At 63.2% G+C, this 25096-nt stretch carries 19 protein-coding genes; 8 read left to right on the plus strand and 11 right to left on the minus strand.

Translation table 11 applies throughout. The features are described 5' to 3' along the window. Window positions 1-88 precede the first annotated feature (88 nt). The 4 genes from ACO77H_RS13440 to ACO77H_RS13455 all read right to left on the minus strand — a co-directional run bounded on the left by ACO77H_RS13440 (window position 89) and on the right by ACO77H_RS13455 (window position 6002). A complete protein-coding gene (locus tag ACO77H_RS13440) occupies window positions 89-1012 on the minus strand; it encodes an ABC transporter permease (protein ID WP_170060411.1) in 924 nt (307 codons plus the stop codon). Further along, window positions 1009-2721: an ABC transporter substrate-binding protein gene (locus ACO77H_RS13445; RefSeq protein ID WP_432755673.1), complete on the minus strand. Its 1713-nt coding sequence runs from the start codon at window positions 2719-2721 to the stop codon at window positions 1009-1011. The genes ACO77H_RS13440 and ACO77H_RS13445 overlap by 4 nt, the downstream gene beginning before the upstream one ends. A 16-nt stretch (window positions 2722-2737) precedes the next feature. After that, window positions 2738-4867 (minus strand): TonB-dependent receptor family protein, encoded by a 2130-nt coding sequence (locus tag ACO77H_RS13450; RefSeq protein WP_262381006.1) that lies wholly within the window; start codon window positions 4865-4867, stop codon window positions 2738-2740. A 205-nt stretch (window positions 4868-5072) separates the two neighbouring features. Then, complete coding sequence (locus ACO77H_RS13455; RefSeq protein ID WP_432755674.1) at window positions 5073-6002, minus strand: LysR family transcriptional regulator; 930 nt, start codon at window positions 6000-6002, stop codon at window positions 5073-5075. Window positions 6003-6102: 100 nt separating this feature from the next. Between ACO77H_RS13455 and ACO77H_RS13460 the strand changes: the two genes are divergently transcribed. Next, window positions 6103-6807 (plus strand): SDR family oxidoreductase, encoded by a 705-nt coding sequence (locus ACO77H_RS13460; protein ID WP_170041518.1) that lies wholly within the window; start codon window positions 6103-6105, stop codon window positions 6805-6807. A gap of 117 nt (window positions 6808-6924) precedes the next feature. Here the strand turns inward: ACO77H_RS13460 and ACO77H_RS13465 are convergent, their stop codons facing one another. Then, on the minus strand, window positions 6925-8235 hold the full coding sequence (locus tag ACO77H_RS13465; RefSeq protein WP_032860575.1) for an MFS transporter: 1311 nt from the start codon (window positions 8233-8235) through the stop codon (window positions 6925-6927). A gap of 170 nt (window positions 8236-8405) precedes the next feature. On the opposite strand from ACO77H_RS13465, the gene ACO77H_RS13470 reads away from it, so the two are divergent. From ACO77H_RS13470 to ACO77H_RS13480, 3 genes are all read left to right on the plus strand, one after another. Next, window positions 8406-9506, plus strand: a complete 1101-nt coding sequence (locus ACO77H_RS13470) for a sugar diacid recognition domain-containing protein (RefSeq protein WP_169955874.1) — start codon at window positions 8406-8408, stop codon at window positions 9504-9506. A 112-nt stretch (window positions 9507-9618) separates the two neighbouring features. Then, entirely contained in the window at window positions 9619-10767 is a 1149-nt protein-coding gene (locus ACO77H_RS13475; protein WP_170041517.1) for a glycerate kinase, read from the plus strand. Between the two features lie 60 nt (window positions 10768-10827). Next, window positions 10828-11340 (plus strand): GNAT family N-acetyltransferase, encoded by a 513-nt coding sequence (locus ACO77H_RS13480; RefSeq protein ID WP_170041516.1) that lies wholly within the window; start codon window positions 10828-10830, stop codon window positions 11338-11340. Here ACO77H_RS13480 and ACO77H_RS13485 read toward each other — a convergent pair. Beyond that, entirely contained in the window at window positions 11328-12029 is a 702-nt protein-coding gene (locus tag ACO77H_RS13485; protein ID WP_432755675.1) for an aspartate/glutamate racemase family protein, read from the minus strand. The genes ACO77H_RS13480 and ACO77H_RS13485 overlap by 13 nt on opposite strands. A 119-nt stretch (window positions 12030-12148) precedes the next feature. Between ACO77H_RS13485 and ACO77H_RS13490 the strand changes: the two genes are divergently transcribed. Then, window positions 12149-12643 (plus strand): hypothetical protein, encoded by a 495-nt coding sequence (locus ACO77H_RS13490; RefSeq protein ID WP_169955882.1) that lies wholly within the window; start codon window positions 12149-12151, stop codon window positions 12641-12643. 769 nt (window positions 12644-13412) lie between these two features. Here the strand turns inward: ACO77H_RS13490 and ACO77H_RS13495 are convergent. Together ACO77H_RS13495 and ccoN are read right to left on the minus strand one after the other, a co-directional pair. After that, on the minus strand, window positions 13413-13634 hold the full coding sequence (locus tag ACO77H_RS13495) for a cbb3-type cytochrome c oxidase subunit 3 (protein ID WP_170041514.1): 222 nt from the start codon (window positions 13632-13634) through the stop codon (window positions 13413-13415). Next, on the minus strand, window positions 13634-15061 hold the full coding sequence (gene ccoN, locus ACO77H_RS13500) for a cytochrome-c oxidase, cbb3-type subunit I (RefSeq protein ID WP_170041513.1): 1428 nt from the start codon (window positions 15059-15061) through the stop codon (window positions 13634-13636). The genes ACO77H_RS13495 and ccoN overlap by 1 nt, the downstream gene beginning before the upstream one ends. A 239-nt stretch (window positions 15062-15300) precedes the next feature. On the opposite strand from ccoN, the gene ACO77H_RS13505 reads away from it, so the two are divergent. Further along, a complete protein-coding gene (locus ACO77H_RS13505; protein ID WP_169952530.1) occupies window positions 15301-16971 on the plus strand; it encodes a nitrite/sulfite reductase in 1671 nt (556 codons plus the stop codon). Further along, window positions 16968-17495 carry a DUF934 domain-containing protein gene (locus tag ACO77H_RS13510; protein WP_432755676.1) on the plus strand — a complete coding sequence of 176 codons (528 nt, stop codon included), beginning with the start codon at window positions 16968-16970 and terminating at the stop codon, window positions 17493-17495. Before ACO77H_RS13505 ends, ACO77H_RS13510 begins: the two co-directional genes overlap by 4 nt. Here ACO77H_RS13510 and ACO77H_RS13515 read toward each other — a convergent pair. Continuing rightward, window positions 17467-19767, minus strand: coding sequence for a cytochrome c3 family protein (locus ACO77H_RS13515; protein WP_432755677.1), 2301 nt, complete (start codon window positions 19765-19767; stop codon window positions 17467-17469). The two genes, ACO77H_RS13510 and ACO77H_RS13515, sit on opposite strands and share 29 nt — an antisense overlap. A 193-nt stretch (window positions 19768-19960) precedes the next feature. On the opposite strand from ACO77H_RS13515, the gene ACO77H_RS13520 reads away from it, so the two are divergent. Next, window positions 19961-20632 carry a DUF3313 domain-containing protein gene (locus tag ACO77H_RS13520; protein ID WP_169952527.1) on the plus strand — a complete coding sequence of 224 codons (672 nt, stop codon included), beginning with the start codon at window positions 19961-19963 and terminating at the stop codon, window positions 20630-20632. Between the two features lie 207 nt (window positions 20633-20839). Here ACO77H_RS13520 and ACO77H_RS13525 read toward each other — a convergent pair whose 3' ends face one another. Continuing rightward, complete coding sequence (locus ACO77H_RS13525; RefSeq protein ID WP_170041509.1) at window positions 20840-23329, minus strand: fused MFS/spermidine synthase; 2490 nt, start codon at window positions 23327-23329, stop codon at window positions 20840-20842. 180 nt (window positions 23330-23509) lie between these two features. After that, window positions 23510-25096 carry an arylsulfatase gene (locus ACO77H_RS13530; RefSeq protein ID WP_169952525.1) on the minus strand — a complete coding sequence of 529 codons (1587 nt, stop codon included), beginning with the start codon at window positions 25094-25096 and terminating at the stop codon, window positions 23510-23512.

Below are 25096 nucleotides of genomic sequence, written 5' to 3' on the forward strand. Positions count from 1 at the left end.
AAATAGTTGACTGATACACCGTCATCGCGGGCAAGCCCGCTCCTACACAAGCCCGCTCCCACATAAAGCAGCCTGTGTGAATCAGCCGTCATCGCGGTTTAACCCGTGGATCAATCAACCCGTTGAGTACATCCACCAACAGGTTCACCACCACATAAACCAGTGCCGCCAACAAGGTGATCCCCAGCACCACCGGCGCATCCTTGGCCACGGCTGCATCAAGCATCATTCGCCCGATACCCTGGCGGGCGAACAGCATTTCCGTGACCACCGCACCCCCCAGCAGGCTGGCGAAGATGAACCCGGACAAGGTCACCAGCGGCACCAGCGCATGGCGCAATGCGTGGCGCAGGCGCACGGCGGTCTGCGACAGGCCGCGGGCACGGGCCATGGCGATAAAGGGTTGTTCGAGGATGTCTTCCAGTTCCTGGCGCAGCACCTGGCTAAGCATCCCGGCAATCGGCAGGGCCAGGGCCAGGGTCGGCAGGATCAGGGTTTGCCAGCCGTTGGAGCCGGCTGGCGGCAACACCGGCCACTGGAACGAAAACACCAGCAACAGCAAAATCCCCAGCACGAATGACGGCGATGACGACAGCACCAGCTCGCTGGCCGAAGCCACGCGACGCACCCAGGGATTGCGCTTGGCGGTAAGCACGGCGCTGGCCAGCGCCAGGCCGATAGCCAGCAGGGCGGCACTCAGGGCCAGTTGCAGCGTCGCGCCAATCTGCTTGCCGATGGCCTCGGTGACGGGAATGCGCAAGCGGTACGACTCGCCGAAATCACCGTGGGCGATCCGCCCCACGTAGCGCCCGTATTGCACCCACAACGGTTGGTCAAAGCCGTATTCCTCACGGACCTGTGCCAGTTGCTGCGGGGTGGGGATGGCGTCCGGCCCGCCGAGAATCGCCAGCACCGGGTCGCCGGCACTGAAATGGATGGCGACGAAGGTCAGGGTGGCCGCGCCCCACAGCACGCCCACACCGGCCAGTAGTCGAGCGGCAAGCCGTTTCATGGTGCCTCCTGGTCCAGCCAGACGCTGGTAAAGAAAGGGGTGTTGTGCACGGTGTCGAAAATCAGCCCCTTGACCGCCGTGCGATAGGCAATCAGCACCTGGCTCTCGAAGTCCGGCACCGCCGGCACCACTTCGGTCAGGCGTTGTTGCGCGGCGCTGTACAGGGCTTGCAGTTGCACCGGGTCATGGGAGCGGCGGGCGGCGCTGAGCAACTGGTCCAGGCGCGGGTCGCTGAGGTTGCTGAGGTTGTTGCCGCTTTTGCTTGGCGAGGCGCGCGAGTCGCTGTGGTACAGGATGTACAGGCCGTCGGGGGTGTTGGTGTGCCAATAGCCGCCGCCGATGGCGTCGTAGTTGCCCGCCGTGCGGCGGTCGGTGAGCTGGGCCAGGGGCATCATTTCGATGATGAACTGCATGCCGACTTTCTTGGCATCCGCCTGCACCGCCACCGCGACGCTGCTGGGGAACGGCGGGCTTTCAAAACCCAGCAAGTGCGCCGACAGGCGCCGGCCGTCCTTGACCCGATAGCCCTGGGCATCGCGTTGGGTCCAGCCGGCTTCGTCCAGTTGGCGGTTGGCGGCGTCGACGTCGTATTTCAATACGTCGCGGTAGGCCGGGTCATAGAACGGCGTGTTCACCGCCAGGTAATCGCTCTTGGGCAAGAACTCACCGAACCCGGCAATCCAGGCCAGGCCGTCACGGTCGATGGCCTGGGCGATGGCCTTGCGCACCCGTACATCGTCGAATGGAAAGCGCAGGGTATTGAACGTGAGGCTGCGGTAAGGGCTGGCCATGCGGATCCGGTTGCGCACCACCAGGTTCTGCGAAGCACGCATCGCCGCGGTATTTTGCGCCGGTGCATCCAGGGTGAAGTCCGAGCGTTTGGATTGCAGGGTGCTGTAGCGGGTCATGGCCTCGGGGACGATGCTCAGCTCGATACGGTCCAGGTAGGCCGGGCCGATGTGCCGGGTCACCGGCGGTGCCCAGTGGTAATCGGCGCGCTTGATAAAGGTCGCGCCTTGTTCGCGGGTATAGCTTTGCAGCACGAACGGCCCAGATCCGATGGGGTGCTCGGCGATGCTCTTGGGCGCTTCGCGGATCTGTTTGGGCGAGACCATGCTCAGCCACGACTGCGCCAGCACATACAAAAACGGCGAGTAAGGCTCGCGCAGGTGCGCCTCAAAGGTGTAGTCGTCGATGATCCGGCCATCGACGTAGGGCGCGATGTACGCCGCCGCCAGCGGTGATTTGGTGGCCGGGTCGCGCATATGTTCCAGGTTGGCCCGCAGCGCCTGGGCGTTGAATTTTTCGCCGTCGCTGAAGGTCACGTCGTCGCGCAAATGGAAGGTGTAGGTCTTGCCATCCTCTGAGACGTCCCAGGACTTGGCCAGCCAGGGCGAGAGCTTGCCGTTTTCGTCCTGGTACAGCAGGCAGTCGTAGACGATGCGCGCCAGCCATTGCACGTTGCCGTGGTAGCTGGAATGCACATCGAAGGTGCCGGTATCCAGCGCGGCCGACACGCGCAGGGTGCCGCCCGGCGTGCCCTGGCGGGTTTCGTGGTAGTCGCTGGGGTCATAGCTGAGCAGGCCCTGGGCGTCCAGGTGGCCGTCCACCCGCTGCACCGAGCTGGGCGGTGGGGCGTCCGGCGAGCAGGCGCCCACCAGCAGCAACCCCAGGAGCAGGGCGTACCTGCTCCAGTGATTGATCGGCATCGTGAAGGCTCCCACCTTAGAAGTTGAACGCCACGCCGGTGAATGCGCCAAAGCCGTCCCCCGGATACAGCGCGGCAACGTCCTTGCCCTGGGCGTCATAGATCGGCTGGATGGCGGTGACGTAGTTCTGGTCGGTGAGGTTTTTCACGTCCAGGTACACCTGCCATTTCTTGCTCGGGGCCTCATACCCCAGCTTGGCGCCGAAAATCGTGTAGGAGGGCGCATACAGGGTGTTGGCGTAGTCCACGGCGGTACTCGATACCGAGCGCACATTGACCCCGGCGTAGAACCCGTCCGGATGGCGGTATTGCAGCTCGGCCTGGTACACGTGCTTGGGCAGCCCCGGCAGCTCGTTGGAGCCAAAGCGCGCGTCGTTGCGGTAGTAGAAGTCGTTGAGGGTGTAGGCCTGGCGCAGGCTGACGGTTTCGCCGCGCGCGCTTTGCCACAGCGCGGTATCCAGGCCGGCTTCGATGCCCTGGTGGATGGTCGGGCTGGCGTTGGACGTGGAGTTGACCGCCGCCGTGGTACGGGTGGCCGGAATCACTTCGACGGTGAGCAGTTCATCCTTGATCCACGAGCGGTACACCGCCAGGCTGCCATCGAAAATCCCGGCTTTGCCGCGCACGCCGAACTCAACGGTATTGGCCTTCTGCTCGGTGAGGGTCTTGGCGTAGTTGCTGGCCACCCCGGAGCCCGACGACGACCAACTGCTGGGCGGGTCGATGGAGCGGCTGACGTTGCCGAACACCTGGAAGTCCGGCGTGATCTCGTAGCGCAGGCCCAGGCGCGGCGCGACGTTCCAGCTGTCGTAGTCGTAGTGGTCCGGGTAGGGCGAGGTATTGGCGCGGTCCGAGTAGCGCACCTCGATATCGCGCTTGATCTGGCTCAACGACAGGCCGGTGGACAGCCACAGGCGGTCGGTCAGTTGCAGGTCATTGCCGGCGGCAAACACGCGGTCGAACGAGCCGGTGTAGCGTGCCTGTTTCTGCAAGGCACCGTAGGTGCTGGAGGCCGGGTTGCCGTTGTAGGTCTTGACCCCGGCCTGCAGGTGCTGGGTGCTGGTCAGGCTCAGGGAGGTGTTGCTGGTGTGCCCCTGGATCTGGTCGCTGCGGTTATAGGTCAGCGACAGGTTCAGGTCGCGCCAGTCCCAGTAGTTGGGGTTGACCGTGCTCTTGCGGTACAGCACCTGGGGATAGTTGTGATAGACCAAGCCAAAATCCAGGGTGGCGTCATCGTCGAAGGTATAGGTGGTCTTGCTGCCGACCCAGGTCGAACCACGCTTGGTCGAATCATCGCGGCTGGCCAGGGCCACCGGGTTGGTTTGCGACGAGTCGTGCTTGAGCTGGGCCTTGGTCAGGGTGCCGGAGCTTTCGTGGTATTCCTCGCGGTAGCGTACGAACAGGCGGGTTTCCAGCTTGGGGTTGAAGCGGTAGCCGAAGTTGGTGACCACGCCCTTGGCCTTGGTGAAGGTCCAGTCCTGGTAACCGTCGCGTTCGGAGTTGCTCAGGCTGACGTAGTAGTCGCCGTTGTCCACCACGCCGCCGGTGCTCAGTTGTTGCTTGCGCCAGCCAAAGCTGCCGGCCTCCAAGCGCACGTGATTGCCCGGCGCAGTCAGGCCGGAGTTGGTCACCATATTGATCGCGCCACCCAACGACAGCGCGCCGTACTGGAAAGCATTGGCCCCGCGCAGCACTTCGGTGTAGTCCAGGCCCTGGGTTTCCAGCAGCTCATACGGCGTGCCGCCGGAGCCGGTCAGGGCCAGGCCGTCGAACAGGAACTTGGTGCCTTCGCGAAAATACCCCGGCGAGGTATTGGCCCCGGAGCCACGGATGGAAATCTTGATTGCATCGTTGCCACCCGCCGACTGCGCATACACGCCGGGCTGATAGGCGAGGGTGTCTTCCAGTGTTGCCGAGCGGCCGCGTTCGACGTCAGCGGCCTTGACCAGGCTGACGCCGCCGGCCACCTCGTCGAGCTTAAGCTGGGCTTCTTCGCTGGCGGTGACCTTGCTGGCCTGCACCGTTACGGTCTGCAGGCGCGAATCTTCGGCGTGGGCCCATTGGGCGGCGAGGATCAAGGTTAGGGCGCTGACGGTTTTAAACGAACTGGAGGCGAGTGGCGGCAGAGGCCTTGAGATCAACTTCAATTGTGCATTCCCTGTGATTGGCTACGAGTGGAGGCGAGTTTCTATTCGTATAGTCAATCTCTGGCAGGGATAGAGCAGAAAGCATGCCAAGCGCCAAAGCGGGTTTTTGCGGGGTATTTGGTTTTAATCAGCGGGTCTCTTATGCCAAAAACCCACACCTGTGTTGAACTGCTGTTGGATTTTGAACAGTGCCGAGGGGCCCGCGCTAGAGCGTTTTTGCCCTGTGTTGCGCTGATTCGGCGAGCAATTCGCCAGCGCGCGCCTGCAAGAAGCGATGCAGGACTTTGACCCGCTCCGACACTTGCAGGCGATGGGGGCACATCAGGTTGAAGGGCGTGGGTTCGCCTTGCCATTCGCCGAACAACGGCACCAGGCGCCCGGCCTTGATATCGCCGGCCACGTCCAGGTTCGCCTTGTAGGCAATACCGTGGCCGGCCAGGGCCCAGCGCCGCACGATTTCCCCGTCATCACTGAGGTAATCGCCGCCCACTTCGACCTCCTCAAGCAGCGTGCCCTGGCGAAAATACCAGGTGCTGTTGGCCCGGCCCTGGCGCATGTAGCGCAGAGTGCTGTGCTGCGCCAGCTCGGCCGGCACCTGGGGTGTGCCGTGGCGCGCCAGGTACGCGGGGCTGGCGCAGGCGATACGGCGGTGATCGGCGACCACCGGCAGCGCCACCAGGCTTGAATCCCTTGGCACGCCAAAGCGCAGGGCGATGTCCACGGTTTCGCGGAACAGGTCGGCGTTGCTGTCGTTAAGCAGCAATTGCAGGCGGATATTCGGGTGCTCGCGCTTGAACTGATCCAGCCAACCGAGCAGTACATTGCGCCCGAAATCCGAGGGCGCGGACAGTTGCAGCAAGCCGCTGAGGCTCTGGCCGTGTTGCTTGATCGCCTGTTCGCCTTCCGCCAGGGCTTCCAGGGCCACCCGCACGCTGTCCAGGTAGCGCCGGCCTTCTTCGGTGAGGCGCATGCTGCGAGTGGAGCGGGCCAGCAGGCGCATGCCCAGGCGGGTTTCCAGGCGTTTGAGGGCAATGCTGGCGGCGGCCGGGGTCAGGTTAAGGCTGCGGGCGGCCGCCGAGAGGCTGCCACTGTCGGCGGTGCGTACAAACACTTCCAGGTCGAGGATTGAGCTCATTTGTAAAAATCCCTTAAAGATCCTGTCGTTTTACCGGGATTTTTCCGCGATTGCCAAGCTGGGAAGATGAACGCTCATTTTTCCGCACGAGGCAGTTCCCATGACATCTCCCCTCAAGGGCAAAACCGTGGTGGTGATTGGCGGTAGCAGCGGCATTGGCGCCGAAGTCGCCCAACAGGCGGCATCCCGTGGCGCGCAGGTGGTACTGGCCGGGCGACGCCTGGCGTCGACGGTCGACAACGGCGTGCGCAGCGAGCCGGTGGACGTCACCGACAGCGCCTCCCTGCAACGTCTGTTCGAAGCGGTGGGGCGTTTTGACCACCTGGTGTTCACCTCAGGCCCTGCGGTCCAGGCCAAACACCTGCAGGACACCGACCTGCCACTGGCCCAGGACAACTTCAATGTGAAGCTCTGGGGCGCCTTGCGCGCAATCCAGCAGGCGCTGCCTTTTCTCGACGAGCGCGGCAGCATCGTCCTTACCTCGGGGCAGTTGGGGCGCAAGCTGGTGCCGGGGCAATTTATCAAGGTTGGCATCAATGCCGCGACCGAAGCGTTGGGCAAGCAGTTGGCCAAGGAACTGGCGCCACGGCGGGTCAACGTGGTCAGCCCTGGGGTGATTGACACGCCGGCATACGCGGGGATGCCTGAGGAACAGCGTCAGGGCATGTTCGCCAAGGTGGGCGGGGCGTTGCCGGTAGGGCGGGTGGGGCAGGCGGAGGAAGTGGCGGCGGGTTATTTGATGGCCATGGAGAATGGCTTTATCACTGGCAGCGTGATCGATATCGACGGCGGTGGGTTGCTGTAAACACCGAACCCAATGTGGGAGCGGGCTTGCCCGCGATGGCGGCGTGTCAGTCAATACATAGGCTGACTGATCCACCGCTATCGCGGGCAAGCCCGCTCCCACATTTTTTGTGCCGTGTCAGGCCTTCAGGGTACGGGTCATGCGCAGCGCCAGCACACTACCCGCGACGATCACCGCCGCCAGCAGGTACAGCGCCAGGTCGGTGGAGCCGGTCGCATCCTTCACAAACCCCACCACATACGGGCTTAAAAAGCCCGCCATCTGGCCCATGGAGTTGATCAATGCCAGGCCGCCCGCGGCCGCGCCGGCGCTGAGCATGGCGGTAGGCACCGGCCAGAACATCGGCAGGCCGGTGAGGGCGCCCATGGTGGCGATGGTCAGGCCAAGGATGGCAATGGCCGGGGTGGTGGCGAAGTTCACCGCGATGATCAGGCCGACAGCGCCCATCAGCATCGGCACCACCAGGTGCCAGCGGCGCTCTTTGCGCAGGTCGGCAGAGCGGCCCACCAGCAGCATGAATACCGCCGCCAGCAAATAGGGGATCGCACTGAGCCAGCCGATCACCAGGTTATCGCTAAAGCCCATGTTCTTGATGATCGACGGCAGCCAGAAGTTGATGGCGTACACGCCGCTCTGGATGCAGAAGTAGATCAGGCCGAACGCCCAGATCGCCGGGTTCTTGAATACTTCCAGCAGCGAATCAGTGGTGGTCTTGGGCTTGTTGGCCAGGTCGGTGGCCTGGTCGGCCTCGAGCACTGCGCGCTCATGGGCGGTCAGCCACTTGGCGTTGGCGAAGCTGTCGCTGAGCAGGAAGTAGGCGAGGGCACCGAGGATCACCGTCGGCACACCTTGCAGCAGGAACATCCACTGCCAGCCCGCGAGACCGCCCTGGCCCGCCGCGAAGTGGTTGAGGATCCAGCCGGAGAACGGGCTGCCGAGCAGGCCCGACACCGGGATCGCGGACATGAACAGCGCCATGATCCGCCCACGGCGGAAGGTCGGGAACCACTGCGAGAGGTACAGCACCACGCCCGGGAAGAAGCCCGCTTCAGCGGCACCGGTAAACAGGCGCAAGGTGTAGAAGTGGGTCGGTGTGGTCACAAACAGCAGGCAGGTAGACAGGGTGCCCCAGGTGATCATCATCAGCGCAATCCAGCGCCTGGGACCGAACTTGGTCAGCGCCAGGTTGCTCGGCACGCCACACAGCACGTAGCCGATAAAGAAAATCCCGGCGCCGAGGCCGTACACGGTCTCGCTGAACTTCAAGGCGTCGAGCATCTGCAGCTTGGCAAAGCCGACGTTGACGCGGTCCAAGTAGTTGAACAGGTAGCAGATGAAAATGAAGGGGATCAGGCGCAGGGTGATGCGCTTGTAGACGGCGTTTTTGTCGTCATCGTTGGCCAGGGTAGCGGCGGCGCTCTGTGACATGGCGTTCTCTCTTTATTATGATTTTTCGCGATGCGAGGGTAACGTTGATCGCCCCAAGAGTCTCGGTCACGGGACGGTGCCGTGTCTTTGTGCCCCCGCACAGCGATCCATCCATTGCGCTGTGCCTTTGAACAATCGCTTAATGCAGCGCTTTCAAGGAATTTAGCCCCATGTTCGAACTCGATCATGACCTGGCGCAGGATATCGTCAATCGCACGATGGCCATTTTGCCCTACAACGTCAACGTCATGGACAGCCAGGGCCTGATCCTCGGCAGCGGCGAGCCGGAGCGCATCAATACCCGTCATGAAGGCGCGCAATTGGTGTTGGCCAACGGTCGCGTGGTGGAAATCGACAGCCAGACCGCCAAGCACCTCAAGGGCGTGGCGCCGGGGATCAACCTGCCGCTGCTGCATGACCAGCGCCTGATCGGGGTGCTGGGCATCAGCGGTGAACCGCAGTTGCTGCGCACTTATGCCGAACTGGTGCGCATGACTGCCGAGATGCTGGTCAGCCAGCGCCATCAGCAGGCGGAGCAGCAGTGGCGGCGCCAACGCTGTGATGATCTGCTGGCGTTGCTGCTGGCCGACAGCGGCGAGTCGCCGCGCCTGGTGGACGAGGCCCAGCAACTGGGGCTCAAGCCGCAGTTGCCGCGAACCCCCTATCTGTTCGAGCTGGGCCCGGGCCAGACCGCCGAAGCCCTGGCCGCCTGGCTGGCTTCGCGTTATCCGGACAGCTGGTGCGTCAGCAGCGCACAGTTTTCGTTGCTGTGGTGTCGCCCGGCGGCGGTGCCGATGGACAACCCGCGCCTGCTGGAAAAACTCGAGGCCTCGGGCTGGAACATCTTGCGGGTGGCCGTCGGTGGCCAGGCCGACGGGTTGGCCGGCTTGCGCCGCTGTTATCGGCGGGTGGCGGACTTGCTCGCCTATGGCCGTGACGTGCTGCCGCAGTCGCGCCTGCTGACCCTCAATCGCTACCGGTTGCCGGTGATGCTCTGGCGCCATCGCAACGACGATGCCCTCGACGAACTGCTTAACCCATTGCGCAAGGTCCTGGCCAAGGACGCCAACGGCCAACTGCAGGCGACGCTGCGCAGTTGGTGTGAGCACGACGGGCAAAGCCAGGCCTGTGCCGATGCATTGGGCATTCACCGCAACAGCCTGCGCTACCGCATGGAGCGCATCGCCGAATTGAGCGGTGTCGACCCGTTGACCTTAGATGGCATGCTCGCGCTGTACCTGGGCGTGCAACTGCTGCCCCAAACCCCTTAGGAGGCGCTTTTGTAGAAATGAACAACAAACCCCAGCCGCGCTTGTGCATCGGACAGGCGTCATTGCCGGTGCCAACTGGCAGCATGGGCGTCATAAAAACCGGAGAAAGCCCATGAAAGTCATCATCGCCCCCGACTCGTTCAAGGACAGCCTGAGTGCCGAAGGCGTGGCCCAGGCCATTGCCGAAGGCCTGGCTGAGGTTTGGCCGCAGGCCGAATTGATCCAGTGCCCGATGGCGGACGGCGGTGAAGGCACGGTGGAGTCGGTGCTCGCGGCCTGCCATGGCCAGTTGCGCAGTTGCACCGTGCAAGGCCCGTTGGGCGGCGCCGTTGAGGCGCGCTGGGGCTGGTTGGCCGAAAGTGCCACGGCAATCATCGAAATGGCCGAAGCCAGCGGCCTGCAACTGGTCCCGCGGGAGCAGCGCGATGCCTGTTCCAGCAGCACCTTTGGCACCGGTGAGCTGATCCGCGCCGCCCTGGATGCCGGGGCCCGGCGGATCATCCTGGCGATTGGCGGCAGTGCCACCAATGACGGCGGCGCCGGTGCCATGCAGGCCCTTGGCGTGCAACTGCTCGACGCCCAAGGCCACAGCCTGGCGCGTGGCGGCCTGGCCCTGGCGCACCTGGCACGGATCAATCTTGAGCAGCTGGACCCGCGCCTGGCCCAGGTGCGTTTCGATATCGCCGCCGACGTCAACAACCCCCTGTGCGGCCCCCACGGTGCCTCGGCGATTTTCGGCCCGCAAAAAGGCGCCAACCCACACCAGGTCGAGCAGCTGGACCAGGCCCTCGGACACTTCGCCGACCACTGCGCCGAAGTCTTGCCCCGGGACGTGCGCGACGAGCCGGGCAGCGGCGCGGCCGGTGGCCTGGGCTTTGCCGCCAAGGCCTTCCTCGGCGCTAGGTTTCGTGCGGGCGTGGAGGTGGTCGCCGACTTGGTAGGCCTGGAACACGCCATGCGCGGCGCCGACCTGGTGATCACCGGCGAAGGCCGCTTCGACGCCCAGACCCTGCGTGGTAAAACCCCGTTTGGCGTGGCGCGGGTGGCCAAGCAGCACGGTGTTGCGGTGATCGTTATCGCCGGCACGCTGGGCGAGGGCTACGAGCAGATGTATGCCCATGGCGTCGACGCCGCGTTTGCCTTGCCTGGCGGGCCGATGAGCCTGGAGCAGGCCTGCAGCGAAGCGCCGCGGTTGCTGCGTGAGCGGGCGGCGGACATTGCGCGAGTGTGGCGCTTGGGCGCGCAGCGCAGTGGCGGATGACAGCGCTTGTTATCGCCGCCTATACTGATCGGCCACTTGTCTTTCAAAGGATGAAACACAATGCCTACACCTGACACCAATATCGTGATCCAGCGCTTTGCCGAAAGCCATCTTCAAGGCATGCATGCGCTCTACAACGATCCGGCCGTGTGCCGTCAGGTGCTGCAGATGCCGTTCCAGTCGCTGGAGGTGTGGCGCAAGCGCCTGGCCGATACCAATGAGCGACTGCTCAGGCTGGTGGCGGTGCAGGCGGGTGAGGTGCTTGGCAGTTGCACCCTGGAGCAGTACGCGCGCAGTCGGCAAAGCCATGTCGGCAGCATCGGCATGGGTGTGGCGGTGGCCTGGCAGGGCAAGGGGGTGGGCACCCAGTTGCTGGGCGCGGCGCTGGAGGTGGCCGACAACTGGATGAACCTGCACCGGGTGGAACTGACGGTGTATGTCGACAACGAGCCGGCCCAGGCGTTGTACCGCAAGTTCGGTTTCGAGACTGAAGGCCGGCTGCGCGATTACGCCGTGCGCGACGGCGTATTTGTCGATGCCCTGAGCATGGCCCGCCTGCGTCAGACCGCCTGATCGCCCAGGGAAAACGCCACCGCAGCCTGCGCATGCAGCAAGGTGGTGTCCAGCAGCGGCAGCTCGCTGTGCTCAGGCTTGATCAGCAGGCCGATCTCGGTACACCCCAGGATAATCGCCTGGGCGCCACGGGCCGCGAGGTTGGCGATGGCCTGCTGGTAAACCTGGCGTGAGGCTTCGTTGATCACTCCGACGCACAACTCTTCATAAATGATCCGGTGCACGGCGTGGCGTTCTGCTGCGTCGGGCACCAGCACGTGCAAGCCCTGGGCTGCCAGGCGCGCCTTGAGAAAATCCTGTTCCATGGTAAACGCCGTGCCCAGCAGGCCAACGGTCAGGGTCTGGGCCTTGACCGCTGCCGCGCCCGCCGCATCGGCAATGTGCAGGAACGGCACCGACACGCCAGCTTCGATCTGCGGCGCCACCAGATGCATGGTGTTGGTACACAGCACGATGCAGTCCGCGCCACCGGCCTGCAGGCGGCGTGCGGCGTCTTGCAGGATCAGCGCCGCGTCATCCCAGCGCCCGGCGTGCTGGGCTTGTTCCACCGGGCCGAAGTCGACGCTGTACAGCAGGATTTGTGCCGAGCGCAGCGGCCCCAACCGGTCGCGTACCTGCTGGTTGATGATCCGGTAATACTCGGCGCTGGACTCCCAGCTCATGCCGCCGATAAGGCCGATGGTGCGCATGCAAAGCTCCTCAAGCTGTTGGGCGAAAGCTACACCTTACCCAACACGCGAGCGTTAGTCATACGCGCCGGTGCAGCATCTGCCATGATCGTTGTTTGCAGCCCCCGAGGAACACCGCAATGGACGATGTACAGCAATTGGGCGAGATGCTTCGTCATTACGCCGACAGCGAAGCGCACAAGCGCCAGCAGTTCGAGGTGCAGTCAGCCCGCTGGACCCAGAAAATCACTGAGCTGTACGGCGAGATCGAGCAGTGGTTGGCGCCGGTCAAGAGTGATGGTTTGCTGGAGGTGCAGCGTGAGGCTTATGTGGCGTCTGGCCCAAGCGTGCCGGTGGAGACTTCGACCTTCAAGACCGAGAAACTGACCATTCATATCGCGGGCAAACCGGTGGAATTTGTGCCGGATGTGATGGGGGCGGGTGGGTTGATTTCGTTGTCGGTCATGGGGCTGACCGCGGCCCGTTACGGCAGCATATCCCTCGTGCTGCTGCCGGGGTCCAATGATTGGTTGTGGAAGAAAACCAATGGCCTGAAAGACCCGGATACCTTTGCCTTCGATGCCAACTTCCTGGCCTTGCAGTTGCAGAGCCTGATCCCCCGCGAACGCGGCTGATCCCCGGGCAAATGTGGGGGCAGGCTTGTGTGGGCTTGTGTGGGAGCGGGCTTGCCCGCGATAGCGGTGTGTCAGGCAAGTATTCCTGACCTGATATACCGCCATCGCGGCATGAGTATTTAGACCACTCTTTTCTGGGTTTGTGTACATATCCGTTGGTGCGGTCACGGCGGCTATTGGTTCCGCCCTTACGGCGGGTCACTTTTGGAAAAGAGCCCGGAGTGCCGGCCCAGCCAAAAGTAACCAAAAGGGCTCCTGCCCCCCAAATCAATATCGGATGACGGGCAGCGTGGTTTAACGGGGCGCCTAAGATCAAAATCACAAGCAAAGCGAGGCGGCCTGACAGCCGACCTGATCGTCAAGGCGTGCGCGTACCCCTGTAGGAGCTGGCTTGCCTGCGATGGTCGTTAACGATGACGAATGAATACCAGATACTCTGATGTGTTCTTTCGGGCGTCATCGCAGGCAAGCCAGCTCCTACAGGGGAATGCAGCTTCGCGCTCTGGTTCTGCTGTTGCTGTTGCTCTGCTTTTGATCTGGCTTTTGATCTTAGGTGCCCCGTCAAACCACGATGGCCGCAGGCAGGTATTGCGCAGTGGGCGCCCCGGCATGGATGCCGGGGTAGCCGCGACACGGCCATGACCGCAGCAACGGATATGTACTCACACCCAACTACAAAAAAAGAGCGAGTTGTGTAGACACCTATGGCCATCGCGGGCAAGCCCGCTCCCACACAAGCCCGCTCCCACAAAAAGCCCAACACCGAGCTTTAGAGCTCGACATTACCCCAGCCCGGCTTGGCCTCCTCAGGTGCCACCGCCTTGACCTGTTTGCCTGTCGCCAGCTCCACCCGCCGCGCCACTTCCGGGTCGTCGGCAAACGGAATCAAGCTCGCGTCATCCAAGGTTTCCCCCGATTGCCCGCGCAGGCAGTACTCCACGGCGCCATACAGGCAGATCACCGCCGCCAGGTTGAAAATGACCTCCCACATCAGGCGATCTGCGCATCATTGTGCGCCACCTTCAGGTCGGCCACCCGTACGGTGCGCCAGGTGTTGTAGGCCATCAGCAACATGCCGCCAAGGAAGAACACCCCACCGGCAAACCGCACCACAAACCCCGGGTGGCTGGCCTGCAAGGCCTCTACGAACGAGTAGGTGAGGGTGCCGTCGTCGTTGACCGCCCGCCACATCAGGCCCTGGGTGATGCCGTTGACCCACATCGAGGCGATGTACAGCACCGTGCCGATGGTTGCCAGCCAGAAGTGCAGGTTGATCAGCGGCACGCTGTACATCTGCTCGCGACCGAAGATTTTCGGGATCATGTGGTACAGCGAGCCAAAGGTGATCATCGCCACCCAGCCCAGGGCACCCGCGTGGACGTGGCCGATGGTCCAGTCGGTGTAGTGGGACAGGGCGTTGACCGTCTTGATCGCCATCATCGGCCCCTCAAAGGTCGACATGCCGTAGAACGCCAACGACAACACCAGAAAGCGCAGGATCGGGTCGGTGCGCAATTTATGCCAGGCGCCCGACAGGGTCATCATGCCGTTGATCATGCCGCCCCAGCTGGGTGCCAGCAGGATCAGCGACATGGCCATGCCCAACGACTGCGCCCAGTCCGGCAGCGCGGTGTAGTGCAGGTGGTGGGGCCCCGCCCAGATATACAGGGTGATCAGCGCCCAGAAGTGCACGATGGACAGGCGATAGGAATACACCGGCCGCCCGACCTGCTTGGGCACGAAGTAATACATCATTCCCAGGAACCCGGTGGTCAGGAAGAACCCCACCGCGTTGTGCCCGTACCACCACTGCACCATGGCGTCGGTGGCGCCGGAATACACCGGGTAGGACTTGAACCAGTCCACCGGGATCGACAGGTGGTTGACCACATGCAGCATGGCGATCACCACGATAAACGCGCCGAAGAACCAGTTGCCGACGTAGATGTGCTGGGTCTTGCGCTGCACCACGGTGGTGAAGAACACAATGGCGTAGGCCACCCACACCACGGTCATCCACACCGCGCCGGAGAATTCGATCTCGGCGTATTCCTTGGTGGTGGTGTAGCCCAGGGGCAGGGTGATCAGCATGATCACAATCACCGACTGCCAACCCCAGAACGTAAAGGCTGCGAGCCAGTCGCTATACAGGCGCACCTGGCAGGTACGTTGCACCGCGTAGTAGCTGGCGGCAAATTGCGCGCTGCCGGCAAAGCCGAAAATCACCAGGCTGGTGTGCAGTGGCCGCAAGCGGCCAAAGGTGGTCCAGGGCAGGTCCAGGTTCATGTCCGGCCACACCAGTTGGGAGGCGATCCATACGCCCATGGCCATGCCGATAACGCCCCATACCACGGTGGCGATGACGAATTGACGGACAACCTTATAGTTATAGGCCTGCCCGGTTGATGCTGTGCTCATGGTCAGTCTTCCACGGTTTCAAGTCCCGGGCACTGTAGGAAATCCATGAAAAACAAAACAGGCTCAGAAAAACTACATTAATACGGATCAGAATATATCCCTTAAAACATGGGGCATTGCCAGGCTGATATGGTTTTTTAGTTTTTAGCTGAATCTGTGACGCATTGAGCTGTAAGTGCATAGTCGCTCCCATAGAAACCGCTGCCGTCGAGCGCGGTCAGCCATGATGAGGTAGCGAGATGTATCGGTACGATGAGTACGACCGGGCCCTGGTCTTGGAGCGTGTGGCGCAGTTTCGTGATCAGGTCGAACGGTTTGTCGCTGGCGACCTGAGCGAAGAAGAATTCCTGCCGCTGCGCCTGCAAAACGGCCTGTACCTGCAAAAACATGCCTATATGCTGCGGGTGGCGATCCCCTACGGCACCCTCGGTGCGCAGCAGTTACGCACCCTGGCGAGCATTGCCCGGGATTACGATCGCGGCTACGGCCACTTCACCACGCGCCAGAACATGCAGTTCAACTGGATCGAGTTGCAGCAGGTGCCCGACATCCTCCAGCGCCTGGCCGAAGTCGACATGCATGCGATCCAGACCTCCGGCAATTGCGTGCGCAACATCACCACCGAAGCCTTTGCCGGGGTGGCCGCCGACGAGTTGCTGGACCCGCGCCCGCTCGCGGAAATTCTGCGGCAATGGTCGACCATCAACCCCGAGTTCCTGTTCTTGCCGCGCAAGTTCAAGATCGCCATCTGCTCGGCGCGCCAGGATCGGGCGGCGATCATGATGCATGACATCGGCCTCTATCTTTACCAGGACGCCGGCGGCCACATGCTGTTGCGCGTGCTGGTAGGCGGCGGCCTTGGGCGCACGCCGATCCTCGGCTTGCAGATTCGCGATGGCTTGCCCTGGCAGCACCTGCTGTCGTACGTCGAGGCGGTGCTGCGCGTGTACAACCGCCATGGCCGGCGCGATAACAAGTACAAGGCGCGGATCAAGATCCTGGTCAAGGCCCTGGGCATCGAGGCGTTTTCCCGGGAGGTGGAGGAGGAGTGGCAGCACCTGCGCGACGGCCCGGCGCAATTGACCGAGGATGAGTACCAGCGCGTGGCCTCGGCCTTTGTACCACCGCATTATCAGGCCCTGCCCGACACCGACCTGGACTTTGGCACACACATGGCTGACAGCCCGGCGTTCGCGCGCTGGGTGACACGTAACGTGCAGCCCCACAAAGTGCCGGGCTACAGCAGTGTGGTGCTGTCCACCAAGCCGGGGATTGCCGCGCCGCCGGGCGACGTGACGGCCGAGCAGATGGACGCCGTGGCGCAGTGGGCCGAGCAGTTCGGCTTTGGCGAAATCCGCATCGCCCATGAACAGAACATCGTACTGCCGGATGTGCCCAAGGCGTGGCTGCATGCGTTGTGGTCCCTGGCCTGCGAGCAGGGCCTGGGCAGCGCCAATGTCGGCTTGCTGACCGACATCATCGCCTGCCCCGGCGGCGACTTCTGTGCCCTGGCCAACGCCAAGTCGATCCCCATCGCCCAGGCGATCCAGCAGCGCTTCGACAACCTCGACTACCTGCATGACCTGGGCGATATCAGCCTGAATATCTCCGGCTGCATCAATGCCTGTGGGCATCACCACATCGGCAATATCGGCATCCTGGGTGTGGATAAAAACGGTAGCGAGTGGTACCAGATCACCCTGGGCGGCGCCCAGGGCAAGGCCAGCGCGCTGGGCAAGGTGATTGGCCCTTCGTTCAGCGCCGCACAGATCCCGGATGTGATCTCACGCCTGATCGCCACCTACGTCCGCTACCGGGAGAGCGACGAACCCTTTATCGACACCGTGCAACGCATCGGCCTGGAGCCGTTCAAGGAGCGGGTGTATGGCAGCGTGGTGCAACCGGTATGAACAATCTGCTGAGCCTGGAACAGGGCGTGGCCCGTATCAAGCAGGATGACCCCTGGACCCTGGTGCGCGACGCCGCCGCACCTCTGCCCGATGGCCCGTTGATCCTGCCGCTGGCCCTGTGGCTGAGCCGGCGTATTGCGCCAGAGCCGCCGCAGGACGCGGTGTGGCTCGGCCCGGACGATGAAGTCGAACACCTGCAGCCGTGGCTGGAGGTGTTGCCGCTGATTGCCCTGGACTTCCCCAGCTTTCGCGATGGCCGGGCCTACAGCCAGGCCTATCTGCTGCGCACGCGCATGGGCTGGCAGGGCGAGTTGCGGGCGGTGGGGGATGTGCTGCGCGACCAACTGAGCCATATGCGCCAGTGTGGTTTCGACGGGTTCGCCGTGCGCGAGGACAAGTCGGCCGTCGACGCACTCAAGGGCCTGGCGGGCATGAGCGTGAGCTATGGCCGCTCGGTGATTGAGCCGCGGCCGCTGTTTCGGCGGCGGCAGGTGCTTACTTCAATGCCGGGTCGCCAGGATTGAGTTTTTTCCAGCCCTGCATCACCACTTGCGCCTTGGGTTCCTGATTGTTCTCCAGGTAGTACTGGATCAGCGACAGCCGCGCGTTACGGTTATACGGTTGGCGCTGGAGCAGTGCTTCCAACTGCTGGCAGGCCTTGTCGACCTGACCACCGTCGTGCAACGCCACCGCCAGCACAAAGCTGTACTGCCCGTTGCCCGGTTCCAGGCGGGCGGCTTCGCGCAAGTGCGTCAGCGCCGACGGCGTATGGCCCTGGCGAATCAGCATCAACCCTTGGGTATGTTGCAGCAGCGCGGCCTCGGGATGTTGCTTGAGGTTTTCGGCAACCAGGCGGCGGGCTTCTTCGCCCCGGCCATTGGCCTCCAGCCACTGTGCGAGGGTCACCAGCGCCGGGTAGAAGTCCGGGTCGCGCAGCAGCGCCGTGCGCAGTTGGGCTTCGACCAGGCCGGCGCGCCCGCTGGCCTGGTACAGCATGGCCAGGTTGAGGTTGGCTTCGGCGCGCTCTTGCAGGCTCCGTTGCACGTTCTCGTATTCACCGATGGCCTGTTCCCAGGCCGGGCCCAGGCCTTGAGCTGCGACGCTGAGCAGATCCCGCGCGGCGAGAATGCGCACCGCCCGCACCGGGTCCTTGAGCAAGGGGCGATACAGCGCCACGCGCTCGGCAGGCGGCAGCAAGGCGCTGACCGCCCGTAGCGCACTCTCGCGCACCTGTGGGGCAGGGTGGCCCAGGTCTTTGGTCGCCAGCTTCAACGCCTGCTCACTGGGGTAGTTGGGCAACTCGGCCAGCAGCGTGGCGCGTTGGATCGCCGGCAGGTTGCTGCGCGCCAATTGCTCATACAACGCGTGGGCCGCCCCCGGCTGGCCGCCGCGAATCAGCGCCAGGCTTTCGTCGTAGCGTGGGGCCTGGAGTGTCTGGCTGTGGTCCCACAGTTTGAATTGTGCGCTGATCTTGTCGCCGGCCTTGCCCTGGTGGCAGCTCAGGCAGGCGTCCGGGGTGCCGAGCCTGGCGGCGCGCTCGGGGTTGGGGATGCTGAAGCTGTGGTCATGGCGAAAGTCGTTGCCCATGTAGAACTTGCCGGGCATATGACAATCGACGCAAAACGAGCCGGGCTGCCCGGCGACATGGCGCGTGTGTTCCGGCGCTTCGTAATTCCTGGCCTGTAACCCGCGGCCATCTACCGAGGCAACCGCAGTCTTGCCCGCCGTGTTGTGACATTGCAGGCACACACCGTTGCCGGGGGCCTTCAACTGGTTGCTATGGGGGTTATGGCAGTCTGTGCAGCGCACGCCCTTGTCGGCCATCTTGCTCTGGGCGAAGGAGCCATGCTCAAACACTTCGTCCTTGATCTTGCCGTCCAGGGCATACAACTCGCGGGTCAGCACGCTGGGCAGGTAATCATCCATCAGGCGCTTGCCCACGGTATAGCCGTCACCCAGTGGGGCGCGGCGTGCATGGCAGCGGGCGCAGGTTTCGAGCTCGACGGTGGCGTCCTTGTCCTTCAAGTCCACGGCAAAGCCTGCATGCAACAGGTCGCCTTTCTTCGCTGCCCATTGCACATGGTTCGAGGCCGGGCCATGGCAGGCCTGGCAGCCGACTCCGAGGCTGTTCCACTGGCTGTCGAAGCGGTTGTTGGGCGCATCGAAATTGCGCTGGTAGCCGGTGGTGTGGCATTCCACGCACATGAAGTTGGCGTTTTGACTCGGCTTGCTCCAGTGCAACGGGTTCTTGAAGTTCACGCCCTGGCCGGGATAGAGGTGGAACCAGCGGTTTTTTTCGGTATCCCAGGCCACGCCCAAGGCCTGCAAGCGTCCGTCGCCGACCTCGATCAGGTATTGCTGCAAAGGGGCGATGCCGAAGGTGTAGGCGACCTTGAAGTCGGCAGGCTTGCCATCGACCCCCGGGGTGTTGACCCAGAACTCATCGCCCCGGCGCAGGAAGCGAGTGGTTTCGCCTTCGCCCTGGAACGAGGCATTGTTGAAATCGGCCGGTACCGTCTGGGGGGTTGCCTGCTGCATTGCCAGTTGATGGTGAGAACCTTGCCAGTCCTTGGCCTGGGGTTGATGGCAGCCCTGGCATTGCTGCTCGTTCACCATGTGCGCAGGCGGCGTCGGCGGTTTAGCCACAACAGCCACCGGTGTGGGCGCCGGCAGCGGCAGCTTGGGCGTACTGGCCTGGAGGAACAGCCAGATCGCGGCCATCGCCAGTAGCAAAACGGCAATCAACAGTGGGTAGAGATAACGACGGGATGAATCACGGTGGTTGACCTTGGGCATGCGACTTCCGATGTCCGATGCATTGACGCTCTATGGCGTGCTTAAGCTGTGTGCAGCTTTGACGCAGGTCAGGGCCCTGTCAAATCAGGGGTGTGAAATAAGCCGCACTTATGTGCCAGTAGTAGGATATTTTTCCAGAGTTGGCTATACCTGTTACTTCACGTTTCGACGATAAACGCCAAGGAGTTGCGCCATGAAGCTAGGGCTCATGATCAGTACGCTGTGTATTGCCTCACTCGGGGTGACCGGGTGTGCAAGTAAAGTCCCGCAGCCGGATGAGTATTCGGGATTTCTGTCCGACTACAGCCAGTTGCGCGAAGCCAAGTCGCCGTCGGGCGCAGAGGTGATGCGCTGGGTCGATCCCAAGCTCAATCTGAACCGCTACACCTCGGTGTATATCGAGCCGACTCAATTTTTCCCCAAGCCCCAGGCCACCGCGCAAATCCCCGAAGACACCTTGCGCAGCATCAACGAGTACTACAACCAGGCGCTCAAGCGTGAGCTGGTCAAGTCCCTGCCATTGGCCAACGCCCCGGGCCCTGGGGTGATTGTGGTGCGGGCGGCGATCACAGCGGTCAGCCGCAAGACCGAAAGCCTCAAGCCGTACGAGTACATTCCAGTCGCCCTGGTGGCAGCAGCAGTGAGCACCGGCACCGGGATTCGTGACCAGGAAACCACCCTGGGCACCGAGGCGCAGTTTCTCGATGGCGACAGTGGCCGGGTGATCGCCCAGGTCGTGCGCAAAGGCACGGGCAAGCCTTTGGACAACGATACCCAGGTGATGAAAGCGGCGGATGTGAAGGCGGTGATGGATGGCTGGGCGGCGGATCTGCACCAGTCCTACCTCAAGCTCAAGGCCAAGTAACCCACCCAACGCCTACAGGGAATGGGGCTTCGCGCTCCAGCTCTGCTTTTGATCCTGATCTTGGGCGCCCCGGCATGGATACCGGGGTAGCCGCGACACGGCCATGAGTGGCCGTTATCGCAGCAATGGATATGTGCACAAGCCCAAGAACCACTACACAGTTGTGTAGATACTCATGCTCATGGGCGGCAAGCCAGCCCCCACCCATCAATCCCCGACAAACCACCGGTAATACGGATTGGCCCCATCCTCCTGCAACACCTGGCGGATATCCCGGCCCCAGGCCGCACGATCACCGTCATAGGCGTGCAGGCTGGCGCGGTAGAACTGCATCAGGCGTTGTTGTTCGGCATCGAGGGTGCGCAGCAATGCCCCATCGGCATTCAGCAAGGGCGCAGGCACTCGCAAGTCGAGCAAGGCCGGCAACACCCGCTTGATCTCCTGGCTGCGCACCCACGGGGCATATTCGATACGCGGCTGGTCATCGGTGACGGCCAGGGCCTGCCCGGCAAAGCGCTCCAGCCCGTTGCGATCGGTAACCCAGGTCGCCAGCAGGGTCGCGGCCGAATCAATGCCAACCTCGGCCAGGGCGCTGCGCACCGGGGCTTGCTCGAAGCGCTGGCGAATACGCGCGGCGTCCAGCTCGATCGGTTCCATGGAGCCCACCAACAGCATCTCGTGGAACTCGCTGGTCCACAGCGTGGCGTAGGGGAACACGTCGAGGAAGCTGCGCACCAATGATTGCGAGTCTTCGATGTTCTGCGTCGGCAGCGGTAGCCACTGGGCCAGCAGGCCGTGTTTTTCCAGGCGCCGCGCGGCCAGTTGGTAGAAATCGCGCGAGTACAGGTTGACCACGCCGGCGGCGGAGGGCGGTGGTGGTTCCAGGGTGATCAAGTCATAGGCCTGGGGGCTGCGCAGCAGTTCCTGGCGACCGTCGCGCAAGCGCACCTGCACGCCGGAATCGCTGGCAGCGTTGTAGTTGCCCTTGAACAGCGGCGCCGCTTGCACCACAGCAGGCAGCAGTTCTGCGACGACCCGTTGCTCCAGCCCCGGATAACGCAACAGTGCGCCGGCAGTGATGCCGGTGCCAAAGCCGATCACCAGCGCCGCACGGGGCTCGGCGTTATGGATCAGCAACGGCAGCAGGGCCTGGATGCGCATATAGCGCAGGGACGGCATGGCGTCGCCGGTGTTGGACACGCCCTGGATGTACAGGCGCTGAAAGGCCCGCGTGCCCTTGCCCTGGGTGACCACCGCGACGGTGGCGCCACGGCCTTCCTGGTAAAACGCCAGGCTGGCATTGCGTGCGCCGGGCAGCAGGTTGGCCAGGCGGTCCACCGGGGTCAGCAGGGCCACGGCCAATGACAGCAGGCCGATGGCCGCCACGGCCTGGCGGCGACCTTTTTTAACCCCATGGCCACGGCGCACCGCGATGTAGCCCACCACGCCGGCAATCACCGCCAGCAGGCCCAGGGTGCGCACCAGGCCGAGCCAGGGGATCAGCACAAAGCCGCAGAGCATCACCCCGACAATCCCGCCCAGGGTGTTGAACGCCACCACCGCGCCCACGTCCCGGCCTACCTGCGCGCCGCCCACACTCAGGCGCAGCGCCAGGGGAAACGCCGCGCCGAGCAACAAGGTGGGCACAAACACAATGCACAAGGCGGCCATTGCAAAGCGTGCGCTCATGCCTGGCAATTCGCTGCCACCGAAGCTCAGTACCAGCGCTTCAGCCTGGGTTTGCAGGAGCACCAGCCAACGGCCCAGCAAGGCGATTTCCAGCAGGGCCACCAACCCGGCACCGGCAATCAGCAGACCGAAGACGCCCCACGGATCGCGAATGCGTGCGACCCGGCGCGCCATCAGTTGGCTGCCGATAAACAGCCCGGCCAGGTAGGTGGCCAGCACCACGGCAAAGGCATAGGTGCGGGTACTCATGAATTGCACGATGGACTGCGACCAGACCACTTCATAACCCAGGGCCACGCCGCCGGCGATGGCATACAGCACCAGCGCCAGGCGCGCCGGTTGGGTCTTGGACGGGGCATTGACCGACGTTGCGCGATGGCGCACGTACAACAAGGCGCCGACGGCGGCGAGCAGGTTGAGCAAGGCGGCCACCAGGGCACTGCCGCGCACGCCAAAGGTGGCGATCAGCACAAAGGCCGTGAGCAAGGTGCCAACGATGGCCCCGGCGGTGTTGGCCGCATACAGCCGGCCACCGGCCTGGCCAAGGTCCTTGGCATCGACGTTGAGGGCGCGCACCAGCACCGGCAGCGTGCCGCCCATCAACAGCGCAGGCAGGCCCACCAGGGCGAAAGGCAGGACCCAGGCCAACAGGCCGATGCGTTGTTCCAGCCAGGCAAACGGGCTGGCGGCCATGCCCAGGGCCAGCGTGGCGCTGACTCCGAGCACGGCGACGAGAATTTCCAGAGCGGCGTAAAGCACCAGCGGCCGTGCGAGCCGATCGGCCCAGCGGCCAAACAGCCAGCTACCCAGGGCCAGCCCGGCAAAGAAGGCACTGATCCCGGTGGTGATGGCATAGACCTCGACCCCAACCACCAGTGACAGCTGCTTGATCCAGAGCACCTGGTACACCAGAGCGGCGCTGCCGGAGATGAACAGCAGCAGGGCGGGGATCAGCAGGGTGGAGGTCTGGAGACGGGCCAGGGGTTGGCTGGCAGTGCGTGAAGACATTGCAGATTGCCTTGTTCAAAGGGAACAAATATTTCAAAACTGGCGAAGATGCCCGGTGCAAACCGGGTTTAGTGTGGGAGCGGGCTTGCCCGCGATAGTGCAGTGTCAATCAATGCATTAGGTGACTGATCCACCGCTATCGCGGGCAAGCCCGCTCCCACACAAGCCCGCTCCGACCTTTTACTGCGCCGGCGCTGCCTTCATTTTCTCGGCAATTTTCGCATCCACCGCCGCGCGAATCTGGTCGATGCTGAAGCTCGCCGGTTTCTGGCTGGGTGGGTACTCGATGAAGGTTTCGAGGAAGGCCGCCGATTTGGTCACCGCGACGCCCGCCAGGTACACGTTCTTGGTGCTCCAGTCGTAATACTGGTCAGACACCACGTCCGCCCGCTCGTACGGGTCCATGCGCAAGTTGAGGATCTTCGGCACCCGCAGGCACACGAACGGCTCGCTCCAGACCCGGAAACCGCCAGGCTGGCGTTGTTCGCAGAACACCACTTTCCAGTTGTCGAAGCGCATCGATACCAGCACCCCGTCGTCGTTGAAGTAGTAGAACTCGTTGCGTGCGCCTTTAGGTTGCTGGCCGGTCAGGTAGGGCAGTTGGTTGAAGCCGTCCAGGTGCACTTTGAAGTTGGCGCCGCCCGCGACCGGGGCCCAGCCTTTGAGCAGCTTGTCCTTGACCTCGGTATCGCCGGCCGCCGCGAGCAGGGTCGGGAACCAGTCCATGCCCGAGAGCATTTCGTTGGAGACTTCGCCGCCCTTGATCTTGCCCGGCCAGCGAATGATCGCCGGCACCCGGTAGGCGCCTTCCCAGTTGGAGTTCTTCTCGTTGCGAAACGGCGTGGTTGCCGCGTCCGGCCAGGAGAACTGGTTGGGCCCGTTATCGGTGGTGTAGACCACGATGGTGTTGTCGGCGATTTTCAGGTCGTCGAGGGTCTGCAGGAGTTTGCCGACGTCACCGTCGTGCTCCAGCATGCCATCGGCGTACTCGTTGCCGGGCATGCCGCTCTGGCCCTTCATCGAGTCGCGCACGTGGGTGAATACGTGCATGCGCGTGGTGTTCATCCAGACAAAGAACGGCTTGTCGGCCTCGGCCTGTTTCTTGATGAACGCCTGGGCGGCGGCGGTGGTTTCGTCGTCGATGGTTTCCATGCGCTTGGTGGTCAAGGCGCCGGTGTCTTCGATCTTGCCGTCGGCAAAGCTGTGGATCACCCCACGTGGGGTGTTGGCCTTGACGAAGGCTGCGTCGTCCTTGGGCCAGTAAGGGCGTTCCGGCTCTTCTTCGGCATTGAGGTGGTACAGGTTGCCGAAGAACTCATCGAAACCATGGTTGGTGGGCAGGTACTCATCGCGGTCGCCCAAGTGGTTCTTGCCAAATTGCCCGGTGGCGTAGCCCTGGGACTTGAGCGCCTGGGCGATGGTGATGTCGCGCTTTTGCAGGCCCACCGGTGCACCGGGAATGCCGACCTTGGACAAGCCAGTGCGCAACGGCGTCTGGCCGGTAATAAAGGACGAGCGCCCGGCGGTGCAACTGTTCTCCGCGTAATAGTCGGTGAACATCATGCCTTCCTTGGCGATACGGTCGATGTTCGGGGTCTTGTAGCCCACGACGCCCATGGAATAGGCGCTGATATTGGTTTGCCCGATGTCATCGCCGAATATCACCAGGATATTCGGCTTTTCGGCGGCCAGGGCTGTCGCCCCGACCCCCATCACTGAAACCGCCACCAGGGCCAGTTTCGGTAGCCACTTGCATATGCGAGTCAT

The sequence above is a fragment of the Pseudomonas sp. WMBT8 genome, assembly GCF_050916005.1.
Taxonomy (GTDB): domain Bacteria; phylum Pseudomonadota; class Gammaproteobacteria; order Pseudomonadales; family Pseudomonadaceae; genus Aquipseudomonas.

Excerpts from the sequence above, each read along its gene's own strand:
- ACO77H_RS13460 (WP_170041518.1), top strand. The coding sequence starts at position 6,103 with ATGACATCTCCCCTCAAGGGCAAAACCGTGGTGGTGATTGGCGGTAGC.
- ACO77H_RS13475 (WP_170041517.1), top strand. The coding sequence starts at position 9,619 with ATGAAAGTCATCATCGCCCCCGACTCGTTCAAGGACAGCCTGAGTGCC.
- ACO77H_RS13515 (WP_432755677.1), bottom strand. The coding sequence starts at position 19,767 with ATGCCCAAGGTCAACCACCGTGATTCATCCCGTCGTTATCTCTACCCA.
- ccoN (WP_170041513.1), bottom strand. The coding sequence starts at position 15,061 with ATGAGCACAGCATCAACCGGGCAGGCCTATAACTATAAGGTTGTCCGT.
- ACO77H_RS13465 (WP_032860575.1), bottom strand. The coding sequence starts at position 8,235 with ATGTCACAGAGCGCCGCCGCTACCCTGGCCAACGATGACGACAAAAAC.
- ACO77H_RS13525 (WP_170041509.1), bottom strand. The coding sequence starts at position 23,329 with ATGTCTTCACGCACTGCCAGCCAACCCCTGGCCCGTCTCCAGACCTCC.
- ACO77H_RS13510 (WP_432755676.1), top strand. The coding sequence starts at position 16,968 with ATGAACAATCTGCTGAGCCTGGAACAGGGCGTGGCCCGTATCAAGCAG.
- ACO77H_RS13490 (WP_169955882.1), top strand. The coding sequence starts at position 12,149 with ATGGACGATGTACAGCAATTGGGCGAGATGCTTCGTCATTACGCCGAC.
- ACO77H_RS13455 (WP_432755674.1), bottom strand. The coding sequence starts at position 6,002 with ATGAGCTCAATCCTCGACCTGGAAGTGTTTGTACGCACCGCCGACAGT.
- ACO77H_RS13445 (WP_432755673.1), bottom strand. The coding sequence starts at position 2,721 with ATGCCGATCAATCACTGGAGCAGGTACGCCCTGCTCCTGGGGTTGCTG.
- ACO77H_RS13530 (WP_169952525.1), bottom strand. The coding sequence starts at position 25,096 with ATGACTCGCATATGCAAGTGGCTACCGAAACTGGCCCTGGTGGCGGTT.
- ACO77H_RS13470 (WP_169955874.1), top strand. The coding sequence starts at position 8,406 with ATGTTCGAACTCGATCATGACCTGGCGCAGGATATCGTCAATCGCACG.
- ACO77H_RS13440 (WP_170060411.1), bottom strand. The coding sequence starts at position 1,012 with ATGAAACGGCTTGCCGCTCGACTACTGGCCGGTGTGGGCGTGCTGTGG.
- ACO77H_RS13505 (WP_169952530.1), top strand. The coding sequence starts at position 15,301 with ATGTATCGGTACGATGAGTACGACCGGGCCCTGGTCTTGGAGCGTGTG.
- ACO77H_RS13480 (WP_170041516.1), top strand. The coding sequence starts at position 10,828 with ATGCCTACACCTGACACCAATATCGTGATCCAGCGCTTTGCCGAAAGC.
- ACO77H_RS13520 (WP_169952527.1), top strand. The coding sequence starts at position 19,961 with ATGAAGCTAGGGCTCATGATCAGTACGCTGTGTATTGCCTCACTCGGG.
- ACO77H_RS13485 (WP_432755675.1), bottom strand. The coding sequence starts at position 12,029 with ATGCGCACCATCGGCCTTATCGGCGGCATGAGCTGGGAGTCCAGCGCC.
- ACO77H_RS13495 (WP_170041514.1), bottom strand. The coding sequence starts at position 13,634 with ATGTGGGAGGTCATTTTCAACCTGGCGGCGGTGATCTGCCTGTATGGC.